Origin of the sequence: Streptomyces sp. 378, from assembly GCF_030124145.1 — a bacterium.
In the GTDB taxonomy this organism is placed as follows: Bacteria; Actinomycetota; Actinomycetes; order Streptomycetales; family Streptomycetaceae; genus Streptomyces.
The window spans coordinates 347352-364062 of the sequence record NZ_JASKMS010000005.1 but is presented as its reverse complement, the minus strand read 5'-3'; the positions used below and the strand labels follow the sequence as shown (position 1 = coordinate 364062).

Annotated in this window: 14 protein-coding genes and 1 pseudogene; 9 read left to right on the top strand and 6 right to left on the bottom strand. The window is 71.4% G+C overall.

Going from position 1 to position 16711, the window contains the following annotated elements; translation table 11 throughout:
* Positions 1–238 precede the first annotated feature (238 nt).
* From QNO09_RS10405 to QNO09_RS10390, 4 genes are all read left to right on the top strand, one after another.
* Positions 239–391, top strand: coding sequence for a hypothetical protein (locus QNO09_RS10405; protein ID WP_283969812.1), 153 nt, complete (start codon positions 239–241; stop codon positions 389–391).
* Positions 392–652: 261 nt separating this feature from the next.
* Positions 653–1600 (top strand): hypothetical protein, encoded by a 948-nt coding sequence (locus QNO09_RS10400; RefSeq protein WP_283969811.1) that lies wholly within the window; start codon positions 653–655, stop codon positions 1598–1600.
* 137 nt (positions 1601–1737) lie between these two features.
* Positions 1738–2781, top strand: coding sequence for a LacI family DNA-binding transcriptional regulator (locus tag QNO09_RS10395; RefSeq protein ID WP_283969810.1), 1044 nt, complete (start codon positions 1738–1740; stop codon positions 2779–2781).
* On the top strand, positions 2778–3686 hold the full coding sequence (locus QNO09_RS10390; protein ID WP_283969809.1) for a carbohydrate kinase family protein: 909 nt from the start codon (positions 2778–2780) through the stop codon (positions 3684–3686). Before QNO09_RS10395 ends, QNO09_RS10390 begins: the two co-directional genes overlap by 4 nt.
* Before the next feature lie 35 nt (positions 3687–3721).
* Here QNO09_RS10390 and QNO09_RS10385 read toward each other — a convergent pair whose 3' ends face one another.
* Positions 3722–3931: an MmyB family transcriptional regulator gene (locus tag QNO09_RS10385; protein WP_502962273.1), complete on the bottom strand. Its 210-nt coding sequence runs from the start codon at positions 3929–3931 to the stop codon at positions 3722–3724.
* 25 nt (positions 3932–3956) lie between these two features.
* Here QNO09_RS10385 and QNO09_RS10380 point away from each other — a divergent pair.
* A pseudogene (locus tag QNO09_RS10380) lies at positions 3957–4175 on the top strand (YceI family protein); the annotation flags it as partial.
* A 78-nt stretch (positions 4176–4253) separates the two neighbouring features.
* Here the strand turns inward: QNO09_RS10380 and uvrA are convergent.
* Complete coding sequence (gene uvrA / locus QNO09_RS10375) at positions 4254–7280, bottom strand: excinuclease ABC subunit UvrA (RefSeq protein ID WP_283969808.1); 3027 nt, start codon at positions 7278–7280, stop codon at positions 4254–4256.
* A 222-nt stretch (positions 7281–7502) separates the two neighbouring features.
* Here uvrA and QNO09_RS10370 point away from each other — a divergent pair, with 222 nt between their 5' ends.
* Together QNO09_RS10370 and QNO09_RS10365 are read left to right on the top strand one after the other, a co-directional pair.
* Positions 7503–8192 carry a maleylpyruvate isomerase family mycothiol-dependent enzyme gene (locus tag QNO09_RS10370; RefSeq protein WP_283969807.1) on the top strand — a complete coding sequence of 230 codons (690 nt, stop codon included), beginning with the start codon at positions 7503–7505 and terminating at the stop codon, positions 8190–8192.
* Between the two features lie 54 nt (positions 8193–8246).
* Positions 8247–8903 carry an MBL fold metallo-hydrolase gene (locus tag QNO09_RS10365; protein ID WP_283969806.1) on the top strand — a complete coding sequence of 219 codons (657 nt, stop codon included), beginning with the start codon at positions 8247–8249 and terminating at the stop codon, positions 8901–8903.
* Positions 8904–9225: 322 nt separating this feature from the next.
* On the opposite strand, the gene aroQ is transcribed toward QNO09_RS10365, so the two are convergent.
* Positions 9226–9699, bottom strand: a complete 474-nt coding sequence (gene aroQ / locus QNO09_RS10360; protein ID WP_283969805.1) for a type II 3-dehydroquinate dehydratase — start codon at positions 9697–9699, stop codon at positions 9226–9228.
* Positions 9700–10030: 331 nt separating this feature from the next.
* Here aroQ and QNO09_RS10355 point away from each other — a divergent pair, with 331 nt between their 5' ends.
* Positions 10031–11086 (top strand): S66 family peptidase, encoded by a 1056-nt coding sequence (locus tag QNO09_RS10355; RefSeq protein WP_502962272.1) that lies wholly within the window; start codon positions 10031–10033, stop codon positions 11084–11086.
* A gap of 94 nt (positions 11087–11180) precedes the next feature.
* Positions 11181–12455 (top strand): MFS transporter, encoded by a 1275-nt coding sequence (locus QNO09_RS10350; RefSeq protein WP_283969804.1) that lies wholly within the window; start codon positions 11181–11183, stop codon positions 12453–12455.
* Positions 12456–12683: 228 nt separating this feature from the next.
* On the opposite strand, the gene QNO09_RS10345 is transcribed toward QNO09_RS10350, so the two are convergent.
* From QNO09_RS10345 to QNO09_RS10335, 3 genes are all read right to left on the bottom strand, one after another.
* Positions 12684–13685 carry a TerC family protein gene (locus QNO09_RS10345; protein ID WP_283969803.1) on the bottom strand — a complete coding sequence of 334 codons (1002 nt, stop codon included), beginning with the start codon at positions 13683–13685 and terminating at the stop codon, positions 12684–12686.
* A gap of 225 nt (positions 13686–13910) precedes the next feature.
* Entirely contained in the window at positions 13911–15929 is a 2019-nt protein-coding gene (locus QNO09_RS10340; RefSeq protein WP_283969802.1) for a TerD family protein, read from the bottom strand.
* 76 nt (positions 15930–16005) lie between these two features.
* Positions 16006–16584, bottom strand: coding sequence for a TerD family protein (locus QNO09_RS10335; RefSeq protein WP_283969801.1), 579 nt, complete (start codon positions 16582–16584; stop codon positions 16006–16008).
* Positions 16585–16711: the final 127 nt, after the last annotated feature.

Genomic DNA, 16711 nt, shown 5'->3' with positions numbered 1-16711 from the left:
GACAGTCCGGCCCTGCCGCCGGGGCGCGGTCGCGCCCCGGCGGCAGGGCGGTTTCCAACGGCATGCCCCGCCCCGGGGTTACGGCCCCCCGGGAGCGGGAATGGGGCTCACCCACGGGACAAGGCGACGTCCGGCGGACGGAGCCGGTCCCGGTGCAGGCACAGGTTGTCGGTGCGGACCGTCGTTCCCGGTGCGGAGCGGGCGGGCCACGGGTCGGAGGGCTGCGCACATGAAGCGGATGCGGATCGAGAAAACCCGGCGGGCGGTCCGTGCCCGCAGGTACCCGGACGAGCCGTTGGCGCTGCGCGACGCCCTGGACCCGCGCGATCCCGACATCGCGCGGGCCAAGCGCCTGGCCCTGCGGGAACAGGGTGGAAGCGACCGCGCCTAGAAGCCCACGTCCACTGCGAACGCCCGGGGCGCACGCCCCGGGCGTTCGCATGTCCGGACGGAGCCGACCGGAGCGGGTACGTCACTGTCCGGCATCAGGTGTTGTCGGGACCAGGTCAACACGCTTCAATGCGGGGGAACTCGGGGCCCTGAACGACGGCGTACGGATGTGAAGACCTCCCTGACGTCGAGACGGAACGGCCCCGGGCGGCCCGCGCCGACGGTCTGACCAGCCGTCGCCGACTCACAGAGAGGCCCCTGCATGCCGCACGCCCCACAGCACGCGGACGTCGCCACCGCGGAACTGGACTCGGCCCTGCGAGGAGGCCCCTTCCACGTCGCCCTGCGCGCCGCGATCGCCGCCCGCGGCCTGCCCCTGCAACGCGTGCAGCACCATCTGTCCCGTCACGGTGTGAAGGTCGGCGTCACGAGTCTCAGTTACTGGCAGCAGGGGGCCCGGCGCCCACAGCGCCCGGAGTCGCTGCGGGCCGTGCGCGCGCTGGAGGAGATCCTGGAGCTTCCCGAGGAGTCGCTGATCCGGCTGCTCGCGGAGTCCGGGCAGAGCCCGTCCGGTCTGCGGCCGGCCGCCCGCTCCTATCGCTCGCTCGTCGAGGCCTCCGGGGTCCTGGACCAGTTGCTGGCCGAGCTGGGCTGCCCGCCGGACGGGGGCCTGCACACCCTCGGCCACCACGAGCGGCTCCGGATCGGGGCCCGGCGCGAACTGGCCGAGCGCGAGTCGCACCACATCGTGCGCGCCCATCGGGACGGCGTCGACCGCTTCGTGGCCGTCCACCACGGCGACCGGGGAGCCGCGCCCGAGCGCATGCGGGTGCACGCCCTGGAGAACTGCCGTACCGGGCGGGTCCGTTGGCACCGCGACACAGGCGTGCTCGCGGCCGAGCTGCTCTTCGACACCCGGCTGCGGGCCGGGGACACCTTCCTGTTCCGCTACGGCGTCGAGGACGGCACGGCGGGCGTGTCCCGCGAGTACGTCCGCGGCTTCGACTCCCCCGGCGGCCAGTACGCCCTCCAGATCTGCTTCGACGCGGCGGCCGTCCCGGTGCGCTGCCACCGCTTCGCCCAGCACTCGGCGGCGGCGCCGCGCAGCGGATGCCAGGACCTGGCGCTGAGCAGCCGGCACCGGTCGGTGCACCTGGTCGAGCCGCGGGTGCGGGCGGGGTTCCTGGGGATCGGCTGGGACTGGGAGTAGCGGCTCGCGGGGCAGCGGCGGCCCGCGGTCGGCGCTGTGGGCCTCGATCCTGCGTAAACGATTGCGTAAGCGTTTACGTCGGCTGCTCCGATGGGGTACGTTCCCCGCCGGGACCTGATCGAGGAGGCGGGAGCGGCATGGCGACGATGGCCGACGTCGCACGGAGCGCCGGTGTCTCCGTGGCGACCGTCTCACACGTGCTGAACGGCACCCGGCCCGTACTGCCGCACACCCGCCAGGCGGTCCTCGACGCCGTGGAGGAGCTCGGCTACACCACCAACACGCTGGCCCGTTCCCTGGTGACGTCCCGCACCCGGTCGTTCGGGCTGGCGGTGTCGGCGATCAGCAACCCGTACTTCACGGAGATCCTCCAGGGCGTCGAGGCCGCCGCACTGGAGGCCGGTTACAGCCTGCTGATCGCAGATCCGCACGACGACCCGGAGCACGAGCGCAAGGTGGTCCAACTGCTGCACGAGCGCCGGGTGGACGGCATGATCGTCGCACCCTCGGCCGACCCCCGCGGGCTGCTCGCCTACCTGGGGCGGCACGACGTACCGGCCGTGTTCCTGGACCGGCTGGTGGACGCGCCGGGGGCCGCCGCCGGTCCGGGTTTCGACCAGGTGTGCGCCGACAACGCCGAACCGATGTCCCGGCTGGTCACCCATCTCGCCGACCTCGGTCACCGGCGGATCGGGTTGGTGGCGGGGCGGCCCGGGCTCAGCACCACGAGCGAGCGGATCACCGGCTACCGCAGTGGTCTGGCGTTCGCGGGGCTGGCGTACGACGGGCGGCTGCTGGTGCACGGCGACTCGGAGTCGGCCGGCGCCGAGCAGGCCACGGAGGCCCTGCTGTCCCTGGGTGTGCCGCCCACCGCCCTGGTCACCGGCAACAACGCCATGACCATCGGCGTGCTGCGTACCCTGAGCGCGCACGGCCTGTCCGTACCGGGTGACATCGCGCTGTGCTGCTTCGACGACTTCGCCTGGGCGGATCTGTTCTCGCCCCGGCTCACCGCCATCGCGCAGCCCGGCAAGGACATCGGCGCCCGGGCCGTGGGCGTGCTCCTGGAGCGCCTCGCCGAACCGGACCGGCCCGCCCGGACCGTGCGCCTGCCCTGCGCCTTCGTCCACCGCACGTCCTGCGGCTGCCCCAGCCCGTCCGAGGAAGGAACACCGTCGTGATCGTCGTCGCCGGTGAGGCACTGATCGACCTGGTACCGCAGGGCACGGGTGCCCTGGCGGCGCTGCAGCCGGCGCTCGGCGGCGGCCCGTTCAACACGGCCGTGGCGCTGGGGCGCCTCGGCTCCTCCGCCGCCTTCTGCTCCCGGGTGTCGGCCGACGCCTTCGGGGAGGCCCTGCTGGACCGGCTGCGCGAGACCGGGGTCGATGTGTCCGCGGTGCAGCGGGGCACCGAGCCGACGACCCTCGCCGTCGCCACGATCGGCACGGACGGTTCGGCGGCGTACTCCTTCTACGTCGACGGGACGGCGGACCGGCTGTTCTCGGCGCCCTCGGCGCTGCCGTCCGGCACCCGGGCGGTGTCCTTCGGCACCTGCTCCCTGGTGCTGGAGCCGGGAGCGAGCGCATACGAGGAGCTGATGCGCCGGGCGTCCGCGCAGGGCGTGTTCACCGCGCTGGACCCGAACATCAGGCCCGGGCTGATCCCGGACGCGGACGCCTACCGGGCGCGGTTCAAGAGCTGGCTGCCGTCGGTGTCCCTGCTGAAGCTGTCCCAGGAGGACGCCGAGTGGCTGGGCGGGACGCCCCAGGAGTGGCTGGCGGCCGGCCCGGCGGCGGTCGTGATCACCCGGGGCGGGGACGGTCTGACCGTGTTCACCGCCGACGGCGGCGTGCACGCGGTGCCGGGCGAACGTGTGGCGGTCGTGGACACGATCGGCGCGGGCGACACGGTCAACGCGGCGCTGCTGCACGGACTCGCGGTGCGCGACGCCCTCAGCAGGCACGCGACGGCCGCCCTGGGCCCCGACGGCTGGAGGGAACTGCTGGGCTTCGCGGCCCGCGCGGCGGCCGTCACCTGCTCACGGGCCGGGGCGGAGCCGCCCTACGCGCACGAGCTGACGGACTGACCCGGGCAGAAGGACTCGCGGCGGGCCGAGGGGCCTCAGCCGGTCTCCCCCGTCGCGACGGCCCGCAGGGCGCCGGGGCGGCGGCCGTTGAGGCGGTCCAGGGCGGCGGCCGTGGCGTCGTCCGCGGGGAGGTGGATGACGACCTGCTGCCCGTCGTCGGGAAGCGTGAGCGTCTCGACCAGCAGCCGCAGGGAACCGGCCTCGGGGTGTTCGATGTCCTGGCAACCCGTCCGCCGCGGTGTCATGGCCAGGTCGGCGAACCGGTCGGTTGGCGAGCTGACGATCGGCGGCGTGACCCGCCCGGTGACGCTCGCCGTGGAGTTCGGTGGGCTGGTCGAGGTGCCGATGGACGGCAGCCGGCATGCCGGGTTCGAGGCGACGGGTGAGATCCGGCGCAGCGAGTTCGGCCTCGACTTCGCCCCCGGTCTGCTCGGCGAGGTGGTCAAGATCCAGCTCGACATGCAGTTCGTGGAGCCGAAGGACGCCTGAAGGACCCCTGACCGCACGCGGAACGCGCCGTGTCCCACAGGACATTGCCTGTGGGACACGGCGCGTTCGGCCGGGACGTCAGCCCTTGCTGGTCCGGGTCGTCTTCTTCGCTGCGGCCTGGGTGGTCTTGGCCGTCGTCTTCTTGGCGGCCGCGCCGCCGACCGTCCTGGTGGCGGTCTTGCGGGTCGAGGCCGTCTTGGCCGCGACGGTCTTGCGGGCCGTCGTCCTGCGGGGTGCCTTCACCGAGGACGCGTCACTGACGCGGTCGGCGCCGAGGATCTCCCGCAGGAACTTGCCGGTGTGGCTGGCCGGGACCCCCGCCACCTGCTCGGGCGTGCCCTCGGCGACGACCAGGCCACCGCCGGCGCCGCCTTCGGGGCCCATGTCGACGACCCAGTCGGCGGTCTTGATCACGTCGAGGTTGTGCTCGATGACGATGACCGTGTTGCCCTTGTCGACCAGTCCGGACAGCACCGTCAGCAGCTTGCTGATGTCCTCGAAGTGCAGACCGGTGGTCGGCTCGTCCAGGACGTAGACCGTACGGCCGGTGGAGCGCTTCTGCAGCTCGCTGGCGAGCTTCACACGCTGTGCCTCGCCACCGGACAGGGTGGTCGCGGCCTGGCCGAGGCGGACGTAGCCGAGACCGACGTCCTTCAGCGTGTTGAGGTGCCGGGCGATCGCGGGGACCGCCTCGAAGAACTCCGTGGCCTCCTCGATCGGCATGTTCAGGACCTCGGCGATGGACTTGCCCTTGTAGTGGACCTCCAGGGTCTCCCGGTTGTACCGGGCGCCGTGGCAGACCTCGCACGGGACGTAGACGTCCGGGAGGAAGTTCATCTCGATCTTGATGGTGCCGTCGCCCGCGCAGTTCTCGCAGCGGCCGCCCTTGACGTTGAAGGAGAAGCGGCCGGGCAGGTAGCCGCGGACCTTCGCCTCGGTGGTCTCGGCGAACAGCCTGCGGATGTGATCGAAGACGCCGGTGTACGTGGCCGGGTTGGAGCGCGGGGTGCGGCCGATGGGCGACTGGTCCACGTGCACGACCTTGTCGACGAGGTCGTCGCCGTCCACGCGCGTGTGCCGCCCGGGCACGCTCCGGGCGCCGTTGAGCTCGCGGGCCAGGTGGGTGTACAGGATGTCGTTGACCAGCGTCGACTTGCCGGAGCCGGAGACACCGGTGACGGCGGTGAAGACGCCCAGGGGGAACGAGACGTCGATGTCCTGGAGGTTGTTCTCCCGGGCACCGTGCACCGTGAGCTGCCGGGACGGGTCCAGCGGGCGCCGGATGTCGGGCAGCGGGATGGCCTTCCTGCCGGACAGGTACTGCCCGGTCTGCGACTCGTCGTTGGCCAGCAGCTCCTTCAGGGAGCCGCTGTGCACGACCCTGCCGCCGTGCTCACCGGCGCCGGGGCCGATGTCGACGATCCAGTCGGCCATCTTGATCGTGTCCTCGTCGTGCTCGACGACGATGAGCGTGTTGCCCATGTCGCGCAGCCGGACCAGGGTCTCGATCAACCGGTGGTTGTCGCGCTGGTGCAGGCCGATGGACGGCTCGTCCAGCACGTACAGCACTCCGACCAGGCCGGAGCCGATCTGGGTGGCCAGGCGGATGCGCTGGGCCTCGCCGCCGGACAGGGTGCCGGCCGCGCGGTTCAGCGAGAGGTAGTCCAGGCCGACGTCGACCAGGAAGCGCAGCCGTTCGTTGACCTCCTTCAGCACGCGCTCGGCGATCTTCTTGTCGCGGGCGGTGAGCCTCAGCTCACCCAGGAAGTCCGCGCAGTCGCTGATCGACATCGCGGAGACCTCGGCGATGGACTTGTCCATGATCGTGACCGCGAGGACGATCGGCTTCAGGCGCGTGCCCTCACAGGTCGGGCAGGGCACCTCGCGCATGTAGCCCTCGAAGCGCTCGCGGCTGGAGTCGCTCTCCGCCTCGCTGTGCCGGCGCTTGACGAACGGGACGGCGCCCTCGAAGGCCGTGGTGTACCGGCGCTCACGGCCGTAGCGGTTGCGGTAGCGGACCTCGACCTGGGTCTTGTGGCCGTGGAGGAGGGCCTTCCTGGCGCGCTGCGGCAGTCCCGCGAAGGGGATGTCGGTGCGGAAGCCCAGCGCGTCGGCGAGGGCGCCGATCAGGCGGCCGAAGTAGTCCTTGGTGTGGCCGTGGGACCAGGGGTGGATGGCGCCCTCGTCCAGGCTCTTGTCCGGGTCCGGGACGATCAGCTCCGGGTCGACCTCCATGCGCGTGCCGATGCCGGTGCAGTCGGGGCAGGCGCCGAAGGGCGAGTTGAAGGAGAAGGAGCGGGGCTCCAGCTCCTCGAAGGACAGGTCGTCGTACGGGCAGTACAGGTGCTCCGAGAACATGCGCTCGCGCTCGGGGTCGTCCTCGGGAAGGTCGACGAAGTCGAGCACGACCATGCCGCCGGACAGACCGAGGGCGGTCTCGACGGAGTCGGTGAGGCGGCGCTTGGCGCCGTCCTTCACCGTGAGGCGGTCGACGACCACCTCGATGGTGTGCTTCTCCTGCTTCTTCAGCGTGGGCGGGTTCGACAGCTGGATCGTCTCGCCGTCGACCCGCGCGCGGGAGTAGCCCTTGGTCTGGAGGTCGGCGAAGAGGTCGACGAACTCGCCCTTGCGCTCGCGCACCAGCGGCGACAGCACCTGGAAGCGGCTGCCCTCGGGCAGCTCCAGGACCCGGTCGACGATGGCCTGCGGCGATTGGCGGGTGATCGGGCGGCGGCACTGCGGGCAGTGCGGCTTGCCGATGCGCGCGAAGAGCAGGCGCAGGTAGTCGTAGACCTCGGTGATGGTGCCGACCGTGGAGCGCGGGTTGCGCGAGGTCGACTTCTGGTCGATCGAGACGGCCGGGGACAGGCCCTCGATGAAGTCGACGTCCGGCTTGTCCATCTGGCCGAGGAACTGCCGGGCGTACGAGGAGAGCGACTCGACGTAGCGCCGCTGGCCCTCGGCGAAGATGGTGTCGAAGGCCAGCGAGGACTTGCCCGACCCCGACAGGCCCGTGAAGACGATGAGCGAGTCGCGCGGGAGGTCGAGCGAGACGTTCTTGAGGTTGTGCTCGCGCGCTCCACGGACGATGAGACGGTCGGCCACGCCGGTCCGCACCTTTCTTGAGAGAAGTGACAGGGGCGGGGCCCCCGTCTTTCTCAGACTAGGGGGAGCCACTGACAACGCCGGACGGATTCACGGGTTGTCAACAAACCCCGGCTCTCCAGCATGCCCGACGCCACGTCCGACCATATAGCACGTGCTTTCGATTTACGGCACTGCTTCACCACCTTCACCCGAAGGAGTGGCGGAGCTAAGGTCAGCAGCATGATTGATCACGCTCATGACCTGGCGTCTGTACGTGACGCGACGGAACGGCTGCTGACCGCAGTCGGCACACTGGACAACGCGGCTGTGACCCACCCGTCACGGCTGCCCGGCTGGAGCCGCGGTCATGTCCTGGCCCACCTCGCCCGCAACGCGGACGCCCTGGTGAACGTGCTCGAAGGGCGTCCCATGTACGTCTCCGGCGAGGCCCGGGACGCCGACATCGAGCGGGACGCCCCGCGCGGCCTCGCCGTCCAGCTCGCCGACCTACGGGAGAGCGCGGCCCGCTTCCAGGAGGCCGGGGGCGCCCCCGCGGACTGGGCGCGCACGGTGGAGCTGCGCAACGGCGTCACGGACTCCGCGTCCCGGGTGCCGTTCCGGCGATGGGTCGAGGTGGAGCTGCACCACGTGGACCTGGACATCGGGTACGAGCTGGAGGATCTTCCGGCGGACTTCACCGAGCGGGAGATCGGCTTCCTCGCCGACCGGTTCGCCGGACACCCGGACGTGCCGCCCACGCGCCTCACGGACGGCACGCGCGCGTGGAGCACGGGACGGCAGGCCGAAGGCCGTCCGGAGGTGACCGTCACGGGCTCTCCGGCGGACCTGCTGGGCTGGCTCGCCGGCCGCCGTACCGGGACCGCGCTCAAGGTGGACGGGGGTCCGCTCCCGGCGTTGCCCCCGCTGTAGGGCCGCTTCCCGGGTGCGGGACCGTGGCCGCTCCCCCGCTATAGGCTGGCGGACATGACGTACAGCGGAGAGGTGACGGTCGGCGGACCGGCCGATGTGCACGAGCTCAAGGACCTGATGATCACGAAGATCGCGGTCGGCCCGATGAACAACAACGCCTATCTGCTGCGCTGTCGGGCCACGGACGAGCAGTTGCTGATCGACGCCGCGAACGAGGCCGGGACACTGCTCGGCATGATCGGCCGCGACGGCGTCGCGTCCGTCGTCACGACCCACCGGCACGGCGACCACTGGCAGGCGCTCGCCGAGGTCGTGGCGGCCACCGGCGCCCGCACGTACGCGGGCCGGGAGGACGCCGAGGGCATCCCCGTACGCACCGACGTGCTGGTCGACGACGGCGACACCATCCGGGTGGGGCGCGTGGAGCTCACCGCGCGCCACCTGGTCGGGCACACGCCCGGTTCGATCGCCCTCGTCTACGACGACCCGCACGGGCACCCTCATGTGTTCACAGGGGACTGCCTCTTCCCGGGCGGTGTGGGCAACACCCACAAGGACCCCGAGGCGTTCGCCAGCCTCATCCACGATGTCGAGACCAAGATCTTCGGCGCCCTTCCGGACGAGACCTGGGTCTACCCGGGGCACGGCAACGACACGTCCCTCGGCGCCGAGCGCCCGCACCTGCCGGAGTGGCACGCGCGCGGGTGGTGACGGACGCGTCGGAGTGGCACGCACGGGTGGTGACGGACGCGTCGGAGTGGTGCGTGACTGCGCGGGGCGCGAACGTGTGGAGTGGTGAGCCGCGCACGCGCCCCGTGTGAATCGTTCGCACACACCGGCGCCGCACAGACGCTCCCCCTCCCCCTTGGTTGCGCAGTCAACTGGTATCAGCCCCGCGCAGGATGACGGCTCCTGGGCGGATGGGCCGCCGGCCTGTCGATCCCCGCCCTCGGCCGGCGGCCCCGGCACATGCCGCCGCCGTCGGTAAGCGGCGCTCGCCATGCCCGGCGGGGCTTACATCGTCGGCTGCCGCCTACGCGTCCGCCCGCGCCGCCCCGGTCAGCGCCACGACACGCTCCACCCCGAAGACGTACCCCTGCACGCCGCAGCCCGCGATGACCCCGTCGGCGCGCAGCGAGACGTAGGAGTGGTGCCGGAACGTCTCGCGCTGGTGGATGTTGGAGATGTGGACCTCCAGCACCGGCAGGCCGTCACAGGTGTTGAGGGCGTCCAGGATGGCGACGGAGGTGTGGGAGTAGGCCCCCGGGTTGATCACGATGCCGCAGTGGTTCAGCCGCGCCTCGTGGATCCAGTCGACCAGCTCGCCCTCGTGGTTGGACTGGCGGAAGTCGACCGTACCGCCGTGCGCGGCCGCCGCCTTGGCGCACAGGGCCTCGACGTCGGCGAGGGTGTCGGAGCCGTAGATCTCCGGCTGACGCTGGCCGAGCAGGTTCAGGTTGGGGCCGTTGAGGATCATGATCGGGGCGTTGGCCAGGGTGCGGGGCACGGTTCCTCCGGTCCGTTCAGGGTCGCGGCCCGTGACGGACCGCTGCTCACAGCCGGTCTATCACGGGGCGCGCGGCCGATCCCCCTCCGCGCTCGACACCGGCTTCTCGCGGTGTGCCGTGGCCGGCCCCTCTCCGCGCTCAACGCCGTTTAGGGCGGTGCGCCGCGACCGTCCCCCCTCCGCCCTCACCACCCCTCATCGCGGTGCGCCGCAGCCGTCCCCCCTCCGCCCTCACCACCCCTCATCGCGGTGCGCCGCAGCCGCCCCCCCTCCGCCCTCACCGCCGGTTTATCGCAGTGCGCCGCAGACCGGCGGGTCGTAGTCTCCCGGCATGACGAGCCTGACCAGCCCGACGTGTCCGCCCAAGCCGTCGCCCGGTGACCGCATCGCGGTGATCTCCCCTTCCTCCGGCCTGCCGGCCCTCTTCCCGCTCCCCTACGAGTTGGGCCTCGATCGGCTGCGCAAGGAATACGGGCTGGAACCGGTCGAGTACCCGGCGACCCGCGTGATGGGTTCCACGCCCCGGGAACGGGCCGACGACATCCACGCCGCCTTCTCCGACCCCGGCATCAAGGCGGTCGTCGCGTCGATCGGCGGGGACGACCAGATCACCGTGCTGCCGTATCTGGACCGGGAGTTGATCCGGGCGAACCCGAAGCCGTTCTTCGGGATGAGCGACAACACGAACCTGCTCGCGTTCCTGCGCACCTGCGGCATCGTGGCCTTCCACGGCGGGAGCGTGATGTGCGAGCTGGGCCGCCCCGGGGCCATGCACCCGCAGACCGCCGAGTCCCTGCGGGCGGCCCTGTTCACCTCCGGTCCGTACGAGTTGAGGCCCGCCGAGCGGTGGCGCGACGTCGACCGGGACTGGGCCGACCCGGCGACCTTCGACGCGGAGCCGGAGACCCGGCCCGGGACCGGCTGGACCTGGGTGAACCCCGACCGGGTGATCGAGGGCCGCAGTTGGGGCGGCTGCCTGGAGATTCTCGGCTGGCTCCTGATGGCCGACCGGGAGATCGCACGCGACCTGTCCGAGTACGACGGCGACGTGCTGCTCCTGGAGACCTCCGAGGGCATGCCGAGCGCCACGGAGGTCTTCTGCACCCTGCGGAACATGGGCGAGCGCGGCCTGCTGGGGCGCTTCTCGGCCCTGCTCATGGGCCGGCCGAAGACCTGGTCCTTCGAGCAGCCCAACCCCCCTGAGGAGGGCGCCCGTTACGCGGCCGACCAACGCGAGGCCGTCCTGCGCGCCATGCGGACCTACGCCCCCGGGACCACGATCGTCTTCGACGTGGACTTCGGGCACACCGATCCGCAACTGGTGATCCCGTACGGAGGAATCGTGCGCGTGGACGGCCCCGCCCGGCGCATCACGGTCACGTACTGAGGGCCCCCGAGCCCTCCGCGCGCCCCCGTAACCGCCGGTCACGGTGGGTAGTTGACGCGGCATGCACGACGTACACACCGTAAGGGCACCCTCCATGCCGCGCCTCGCGGCCGCCTCCCTCGCCGGCACCGCCATCGAGTTCTACGACTTCTTCGTCTACGGCACCGCGGCGGCTCTGATCCTGGGGCCGTTGTTCTTCCCGACCTTCTCCCCGGTGGCCGGGACGCTGGCCGCCTTCGCCACCTTCGGTGTCGGCTTCGTGGCCCGGCCGCTCGGATCGGTGCTGTTCGGGCACATCGGGGACCGGCGCGGGCGACGGCCGGTGCTCCTCGCCTCTCTGTTGCTGACCGGGGCCTCCACCGTCGCGGTCGGCTGCGTGCCGACGTACGACACGATCGGCGTGGCCGCTCCTCTGCTGCTCCTGGTGCTGCGCTTCCTCCAGGGGCTGGGGCTCGGCGGGGAGTGGGGCGGGGCGGTCCTGCTGGCCGTGGAGCACGCGCCGGCCGAACGACGCGTGCTGTGGTCGAGCTTCCCCCAGGTCGGGCCCGCGCTGGGGTTCCTTCTCGCCAACGGTGTGGTGCTCGGGCTGTCCTCGACGCTGACCGACGCGCAGTTCGCCGCGTGGGGGTGGCGGGTGCCGTTCTGGGCGGCGGGTGTGCTGGCCGTGGCCGGACTGTGGCTGCGCTCGTCGCTCACCGAGAGCCCCAGCTTCCTCGCGATCGGCGACCACGCGCGCGTGCCCTTCGCCGAAGTCGTCCGCGACCACTGGCGGCTTCTCCTGCTGACCGGCGGAGGACTCGCGATCGGCTACGCCATCTTCTACGCGGTGACGACCTGGTCCCTCGCCTACGGGACGGAGCGGCTCGGGGTGAGCCGCTCCGTCATGCTCACCTGCATCATGGGCGCGGTGCTGGTGAAGGGCGCGCTCACCCCGCTGATGGCGCTGCTCGGCGACCGCTGTGGCCGGCGGCCGCTGTGTCTGGCCGGTTGTGCGGCCGCCGCTCTGTGGATGTTCCCGATGATCGCGTTGCTGGCCACCGGGGCGCCGCTGCCGATGTTCCTGGGCTTCCTCGGGGCGATGCTGGCGTTCATCACGATGTTCGCCGTGATCGCCGCGTACCTGCCGGAGCTGTACGAGCCACGGGTGCGCTGCACCGGCGCCGCCGTGGGCTACAACCTCGGCGGGGTCCTCGGAGGCGCGCTCACACCGATCGTGGCGACGGCCCTGGCCGAGCAGGGCGGACGGGTGCCGTGGGGCGTGGCCGCCTATCTGACGGCGATCGCGCTGTGCAGCCTCGGGTGTTTCGCGTTGCTGCCGGAGACACGTCCCATGCCGGCCGGGGCGGTCGCGGGGACCGCCGCCGGATGAGACCGGGGGTGCGGCGGGTGCACCCGCCGCGACGACGCCCGGTGGCCGTGCCGCTCGCGCGACAGTGTGCGTACAGGCTGGCGTGAGCGTGTACGCGCGCCGATGCGGGCGACCGCCTACAGGTTGATCGCGAGTTCCGGGTACGCGGTAACCAAGCAAGCACCGGGACCGGTGTCGGCAATGCGCCGACCACCGGTCCCGGTGTTGGTTGTTCCTGCGTCCGACGCGTCAGACGTCGATGGTGTCCTTCGGAGCGTCTCCGCTCTTGCCCTGCGCCGCCTCGGCCGCCGCCTGCTTCTTGGAAGCGCGCAGGCTGGTGATCGTGGTGATGACCAGGACGCCGCAGATCACGCCGAGAGAGACCGGAATGCTGATCTCGGGGACGTGGACGCCCGACTCGTGCAGTGCGTGCAGCACCAGCTTCACGCCGATGAAGCCGAGGATGATCGACAGGCCGTAGCTGAGGTGGACCAGCTTCCTCAGCAGTCCCCCGATGAGGAAGTACAGCTGGCGCAGACCCATCAGGGCGAACGCGTTGGCCGTGAAGACGATGTACGGGTCCTGGGTCAGGCCGAAGATCGCGGGGATGGAGTCGAGCGCGAAGAGCACATCGGTGGTGCCGATGGCCAGCATCACGACCAGCATCGGGGTCATGACCCGCTTGCCGTTCTCCTGGATCCACAGCTTGGTGCCGTGGTAGCGGTCGGCTACACCGAAGCGGCGCTCGGCGGCCTTGAGCAGCTTGTTCTCCTCCCAGTCCTCGTCCTGCTCGTCGGCCCGGGCCTCCTGGATGAGCTTCCAGGCGGTCCAGATGAGGAAGGCGCCGAAGAGGTAGAAGACCCAGGAGAAGCTGGCGAGGATCGCCGCACCGGCGGCGATGAAGATCGCCCTGAGGACCAGGGCGATGAGGACACCGATCAGCAGCACACGCTGCTGGTACTGCGACGGCACCGCGAACTTCGCCATGATCAGGACGAAGACGAAGAGGTTGTCGACGCTGAGCGACTTCTCGGTGATGAAGCCGGCGAAGAACTCACCGGCGGGCTGACCGCCGGCGAAGAGAAGCAGACCGAACCCGAAGAGGGCGGCCAGCACGATCCAGACGACCGTCCAGATCCCGGCTTCCTTGATCGACACGTCGTGCGGCTTGCGGCCGATGAAGAAGTCGACGGCGATAAGGGCGGCAAGGCCCACGATCGTCAGGACCCATAGGGTCGCGGAAACATCCACTACTGCGCCTCCGGCAGTCGTAACGGCAAGTGTCAGCGTCGTCGCTGCCGGAGGTCTCTTCCACCCAACGATGGGCCGGCGCCCCGGGATCTGGCCTGATCCGTATTGACGGGTACGCCGCAGCAGACAGGGAGTACTCCCCTCCGTGCCGCCAACAGTACCCAAACACCAAGAACAGGTAAAGCGCTTGGCAAAAGAAAGACCAAATCCCCTGGTCACTGCCCTTTACGTGAACTTGGTACGGGCGGCGGCGACCTGGGCGAGCACCTGCTGGAGGACTTGGCTGCCGGGCGGCACCAGCGTCGGCTCGTACGTCCAGGCATGGCCGACCCACGGGTCGGCGAGGTGGTCGTCGGCCACCGGGGTCAGTCGGAGCAGCGAACGCCACAACGGATCGAGCAGAGGACCGTACCCGGAGGACTCCTCCCGGTCGGCGACCATCATCAGGTGGACGCCGAAGGCGGGGCCCTCGTCGGCGAGGTAACGCAGCTGGTTCACCGCCCGGTCGTCGAAGCCGTGCGGAAAGTCGTTGACGATCAGGAGCTGCTGGGAGGTGTCGAAGCCGGGCGGCAGGGAGTCGGCGGCGCCGCCCCGGACCGCCATCTGCACCAGGTCGACCCGCTGGGTGAGCCGGCCCAGCACGTCGGCCACCCCGGCGGCGCCGCGCGCGGGCGGGGCCGCGAGCACGCCGGCCTGCACGAGGGGCGCCAGCGGCTGCGCTCCCGAGCCGGCCGGGTCGATGACATGGACGGTGAACTCACCGGCCGGATAAACGGCCAGCAGCCTGGCGGCGTGCGCGACCGCCGTCTCCATGGCGAGACGGCTCATGGCGTGGGAGTCGGTGAACGAACCGTCGGACGAACCGGCCGCTCCGCTGTCGATCCACAGGCCGCGCTCCAGCGGCAGCCGGACCAGCATCGGGATGCGGATCCGCTCCGCCTCGGGGAGATGCAGATCGCCCAGGCGCAGGGCCATGGGGATCTCCATCGGCACCCGGTAGGCGTGCCAGACGGGGGTGTCCCAGCGGGCGTATGCCACCGGAAGGGCCGGTTCGACGACGTCGGCCTCGGCCGCGAGCTGGGCGAGGTCCCGGTCGAGGGCCTCGCGGGCCTGGTCGACGAGCTGGGCGTGCCGGGCCCGGGCCGCCTCGCGGGCGGCGTCACCCTGTCCACCGATCCGGCTGCGCGGGTCGGAGAGGACCTGCTCCAGCTCCTTGTCCATGCGTGACTCGGCGAAGTCGACGGCGCTGCGGTAGGCGGCGGTGGTGCGGGCCAGGTCCTCGAACATGCCCCACACCTGGTTGTAGAGCCGCTCCTCCATGGACCAGCCGGTCGCGTCGCCCGCGACGGGCTGGGCGGGCTGTCCGGGTGCGGCCGGGGGCGCGGTCGGCGGAGGCGGGGGCGGAGCGGCGTTCTGGCGGCGCGGGTGGCTGTAGTCGATCGGGCCGCCGGCCGTGGCCGCGGACGGCTGGGTGACGGCGTTGGAGTCGGGTGCGCCGCCGGGGTACGACGGCTGCTGCGGGGCGGGCTGCCCCGGGCCGCCGGGCGTCTGGTCGCCGTACGGGGACGTGGGTGGCGCAGGACCGCGCTGAGGTGCCGTACCGCCATGGTCCGGGCCGAGGGCTGGGGCCGCCGCCTGCCGGGAGCGGTCGCCGTCGGCCGTGCGGGGCGGGGGCGCCTGCACCGAACGGGCCACTCCCCGGGCCACCGCGTCGTTGATGCTGCCGGCCAGCTGGTGGGCCTGTGGCAGACCCTGATCGGTGAGGAGTTCGGCGAGGCCGCCGGCGTAACCCTGGCCGACGGCGCGCACCTTCCAGGCGCCCTGCCGACGGTAGAGCTCCAGGGCGACGACGGCCGACTCGGCCTCCAGGCCGGTGACGGTGTAGCTGGCGACCTCTTCCCCGTCGAGGCCGGTGACGGCGACGAAGGGGGCCGCCACCGCACCGAAACGGACCGGGCCCGTCCCGCCGACGGGCAGGGCGAGCAGCACACTGACACGGTGGACGGTCTCCGCCACGGCGTCCAGGTCCACCGCGAGGCGGTGGTCGGCGGCGGCCTGCCGGGAGACCTCGAGACCCGGCTGGGTGGGTGCGCCCGGGTGGGCCACCCACTCCACGCCGTGGATCCGGCCGTTCTCGTCACCGAGCGCGGCCACGGCCATGATCGGCGTACCGGCCGAGATCCGGATCTCGAGACGGGCCTGGGAGAGCGGATGGTTCTGCCCCCGCACCAGCTCGGCCGTCATCGCCCTCGTCCCCCTGTGTCGTTGTGTGGTGTCGTGTGCTGCCCGCCGGGCCCGCCGGTCCCGGGCCCGGGGTGCGTCAGAGCACCGGCAGGATCGCCGGCATCAGGTCCTGGAAAGTACGGCCGTTGGCGGGGTTGCCGAGGGCCGTCATGTTCCAGCCGGGGCCCGAGCGGTGGACCTTGGCCATGATCTGAGCCGTGTACTGCCCGCCGCCCGCGAGGGTGTAGCGGGCGAGTTCCTGGCCGTTGGTCTCGTCGACGAGGCGGCAGAACGCGTTCTGCACCTCCTGGAAGGTTTGGCCCGTGAAGGAGTTCACGGTGAAGACGATCTGGTCGATGTGGACCGGTACCCGTGCGAGGTCGACGAGGATCGCCTCGTCGTCGCCGCCCTGGCCGACACCGCCGACGAGGTTGTCGCCGGTGTGGCGCACCGAGCCGTCGTCGCTCACCAGGTGACGGAAGAAGACGACGTCGACCGGCTGCTTGTCCGCGAACAGGACGGCGGAGGCGTCGAGGTCGACCTCCCGTGTGCGCGAGCCGAACAGGCCGCGCCGAGGAGCCGCCTGCCAGCCGAGACCCATGCGAACCGCAGTCAGGCTGCCACCGTCGTTCTTCTGCAGACTGATGGCCTGACCCTTGGTCATGTTGACGGTCACGCGCTGATTCCCCTCTCGAACGTCCCCTGTTGCCGCGTGCTCGCGGTTGACCAGAACCCTACGCAGGGGCACTGACAGTGACGTACCCCGGTCCGCCATTTGTGTCGGTCTTGCAACACTGCGCGTA

What these genes read in the sequence shown, in the direction of transcription:
- QNO09_RS10370 (WP_283969807.1), top strand. Translation starts at nt 7,503, where the DNA reads ATGATTGATCACGCTCATGACCTGGCGTCTGTACGTGACGCGACGGAA.
- QNO09_RS10405 (WP_283969812.1), top strand. Translation starts at nt 239, where the DNA reads ATGCGGATCGAGAAAACCCGGCGGGCGGTCCGTGCCCGCAGGTACCCG.
- QNO09_RS10365 (WP_283969806.1), top strand. Translation starts at nt 8,247, where the DNA reads ATGACGTACAGCGGAGAGGTGACGGTCGGCGGACCGGCCGATGTGCAC.
- QNO09_RS10385 (WP_502962273.1), bottom strand. Translation starts at nt 3,931, where the DNA reads ATGACACCGCGGCGGACGGGTTGCCAGGACATCGAACACCCCGAGGCC.
- QNO09_RS10355 (WP_502962272.1), top strand. Translation starts at nt 10,031, where the DNA reads ATGACGAGCCTGACCAGCCCGACGTGTCCGCCCAAGCCGTCGCCCGGT.
- QNO09_RS10395 (WP_283969810.1), top strand. Translation starts at nt 1,738, where the DNA reads ATGGCGACGATGGCCGACGTCGCACGGAGCGCCGGTGTCTCCGTGGCG.
- QNO09_RS10350 (WP_283969804.1), top strand. Translation starts at nt 11,181, where the DNA reads ATGCCGCGCCTCGCGGCCGCCTCCCTCGCCGGCACCGCCATCGAGTTC.
- QNO09_RS10340 (WP_283969802.1), bottom strand. Translation starts at nt 15,929, where the DNA reads ATGACGGCCGAGCTGGTGCGGGGGCAGAACCATCCGCTCTCCCAGGCC.
- QNO09_RS10400 (WP_283969811.1), top strand. Translation starts at nt 653, where the DNA reads ATGCCGCACGCCCCACAGCACGCGGACGTCGCCACCGCGGAACTGGAC.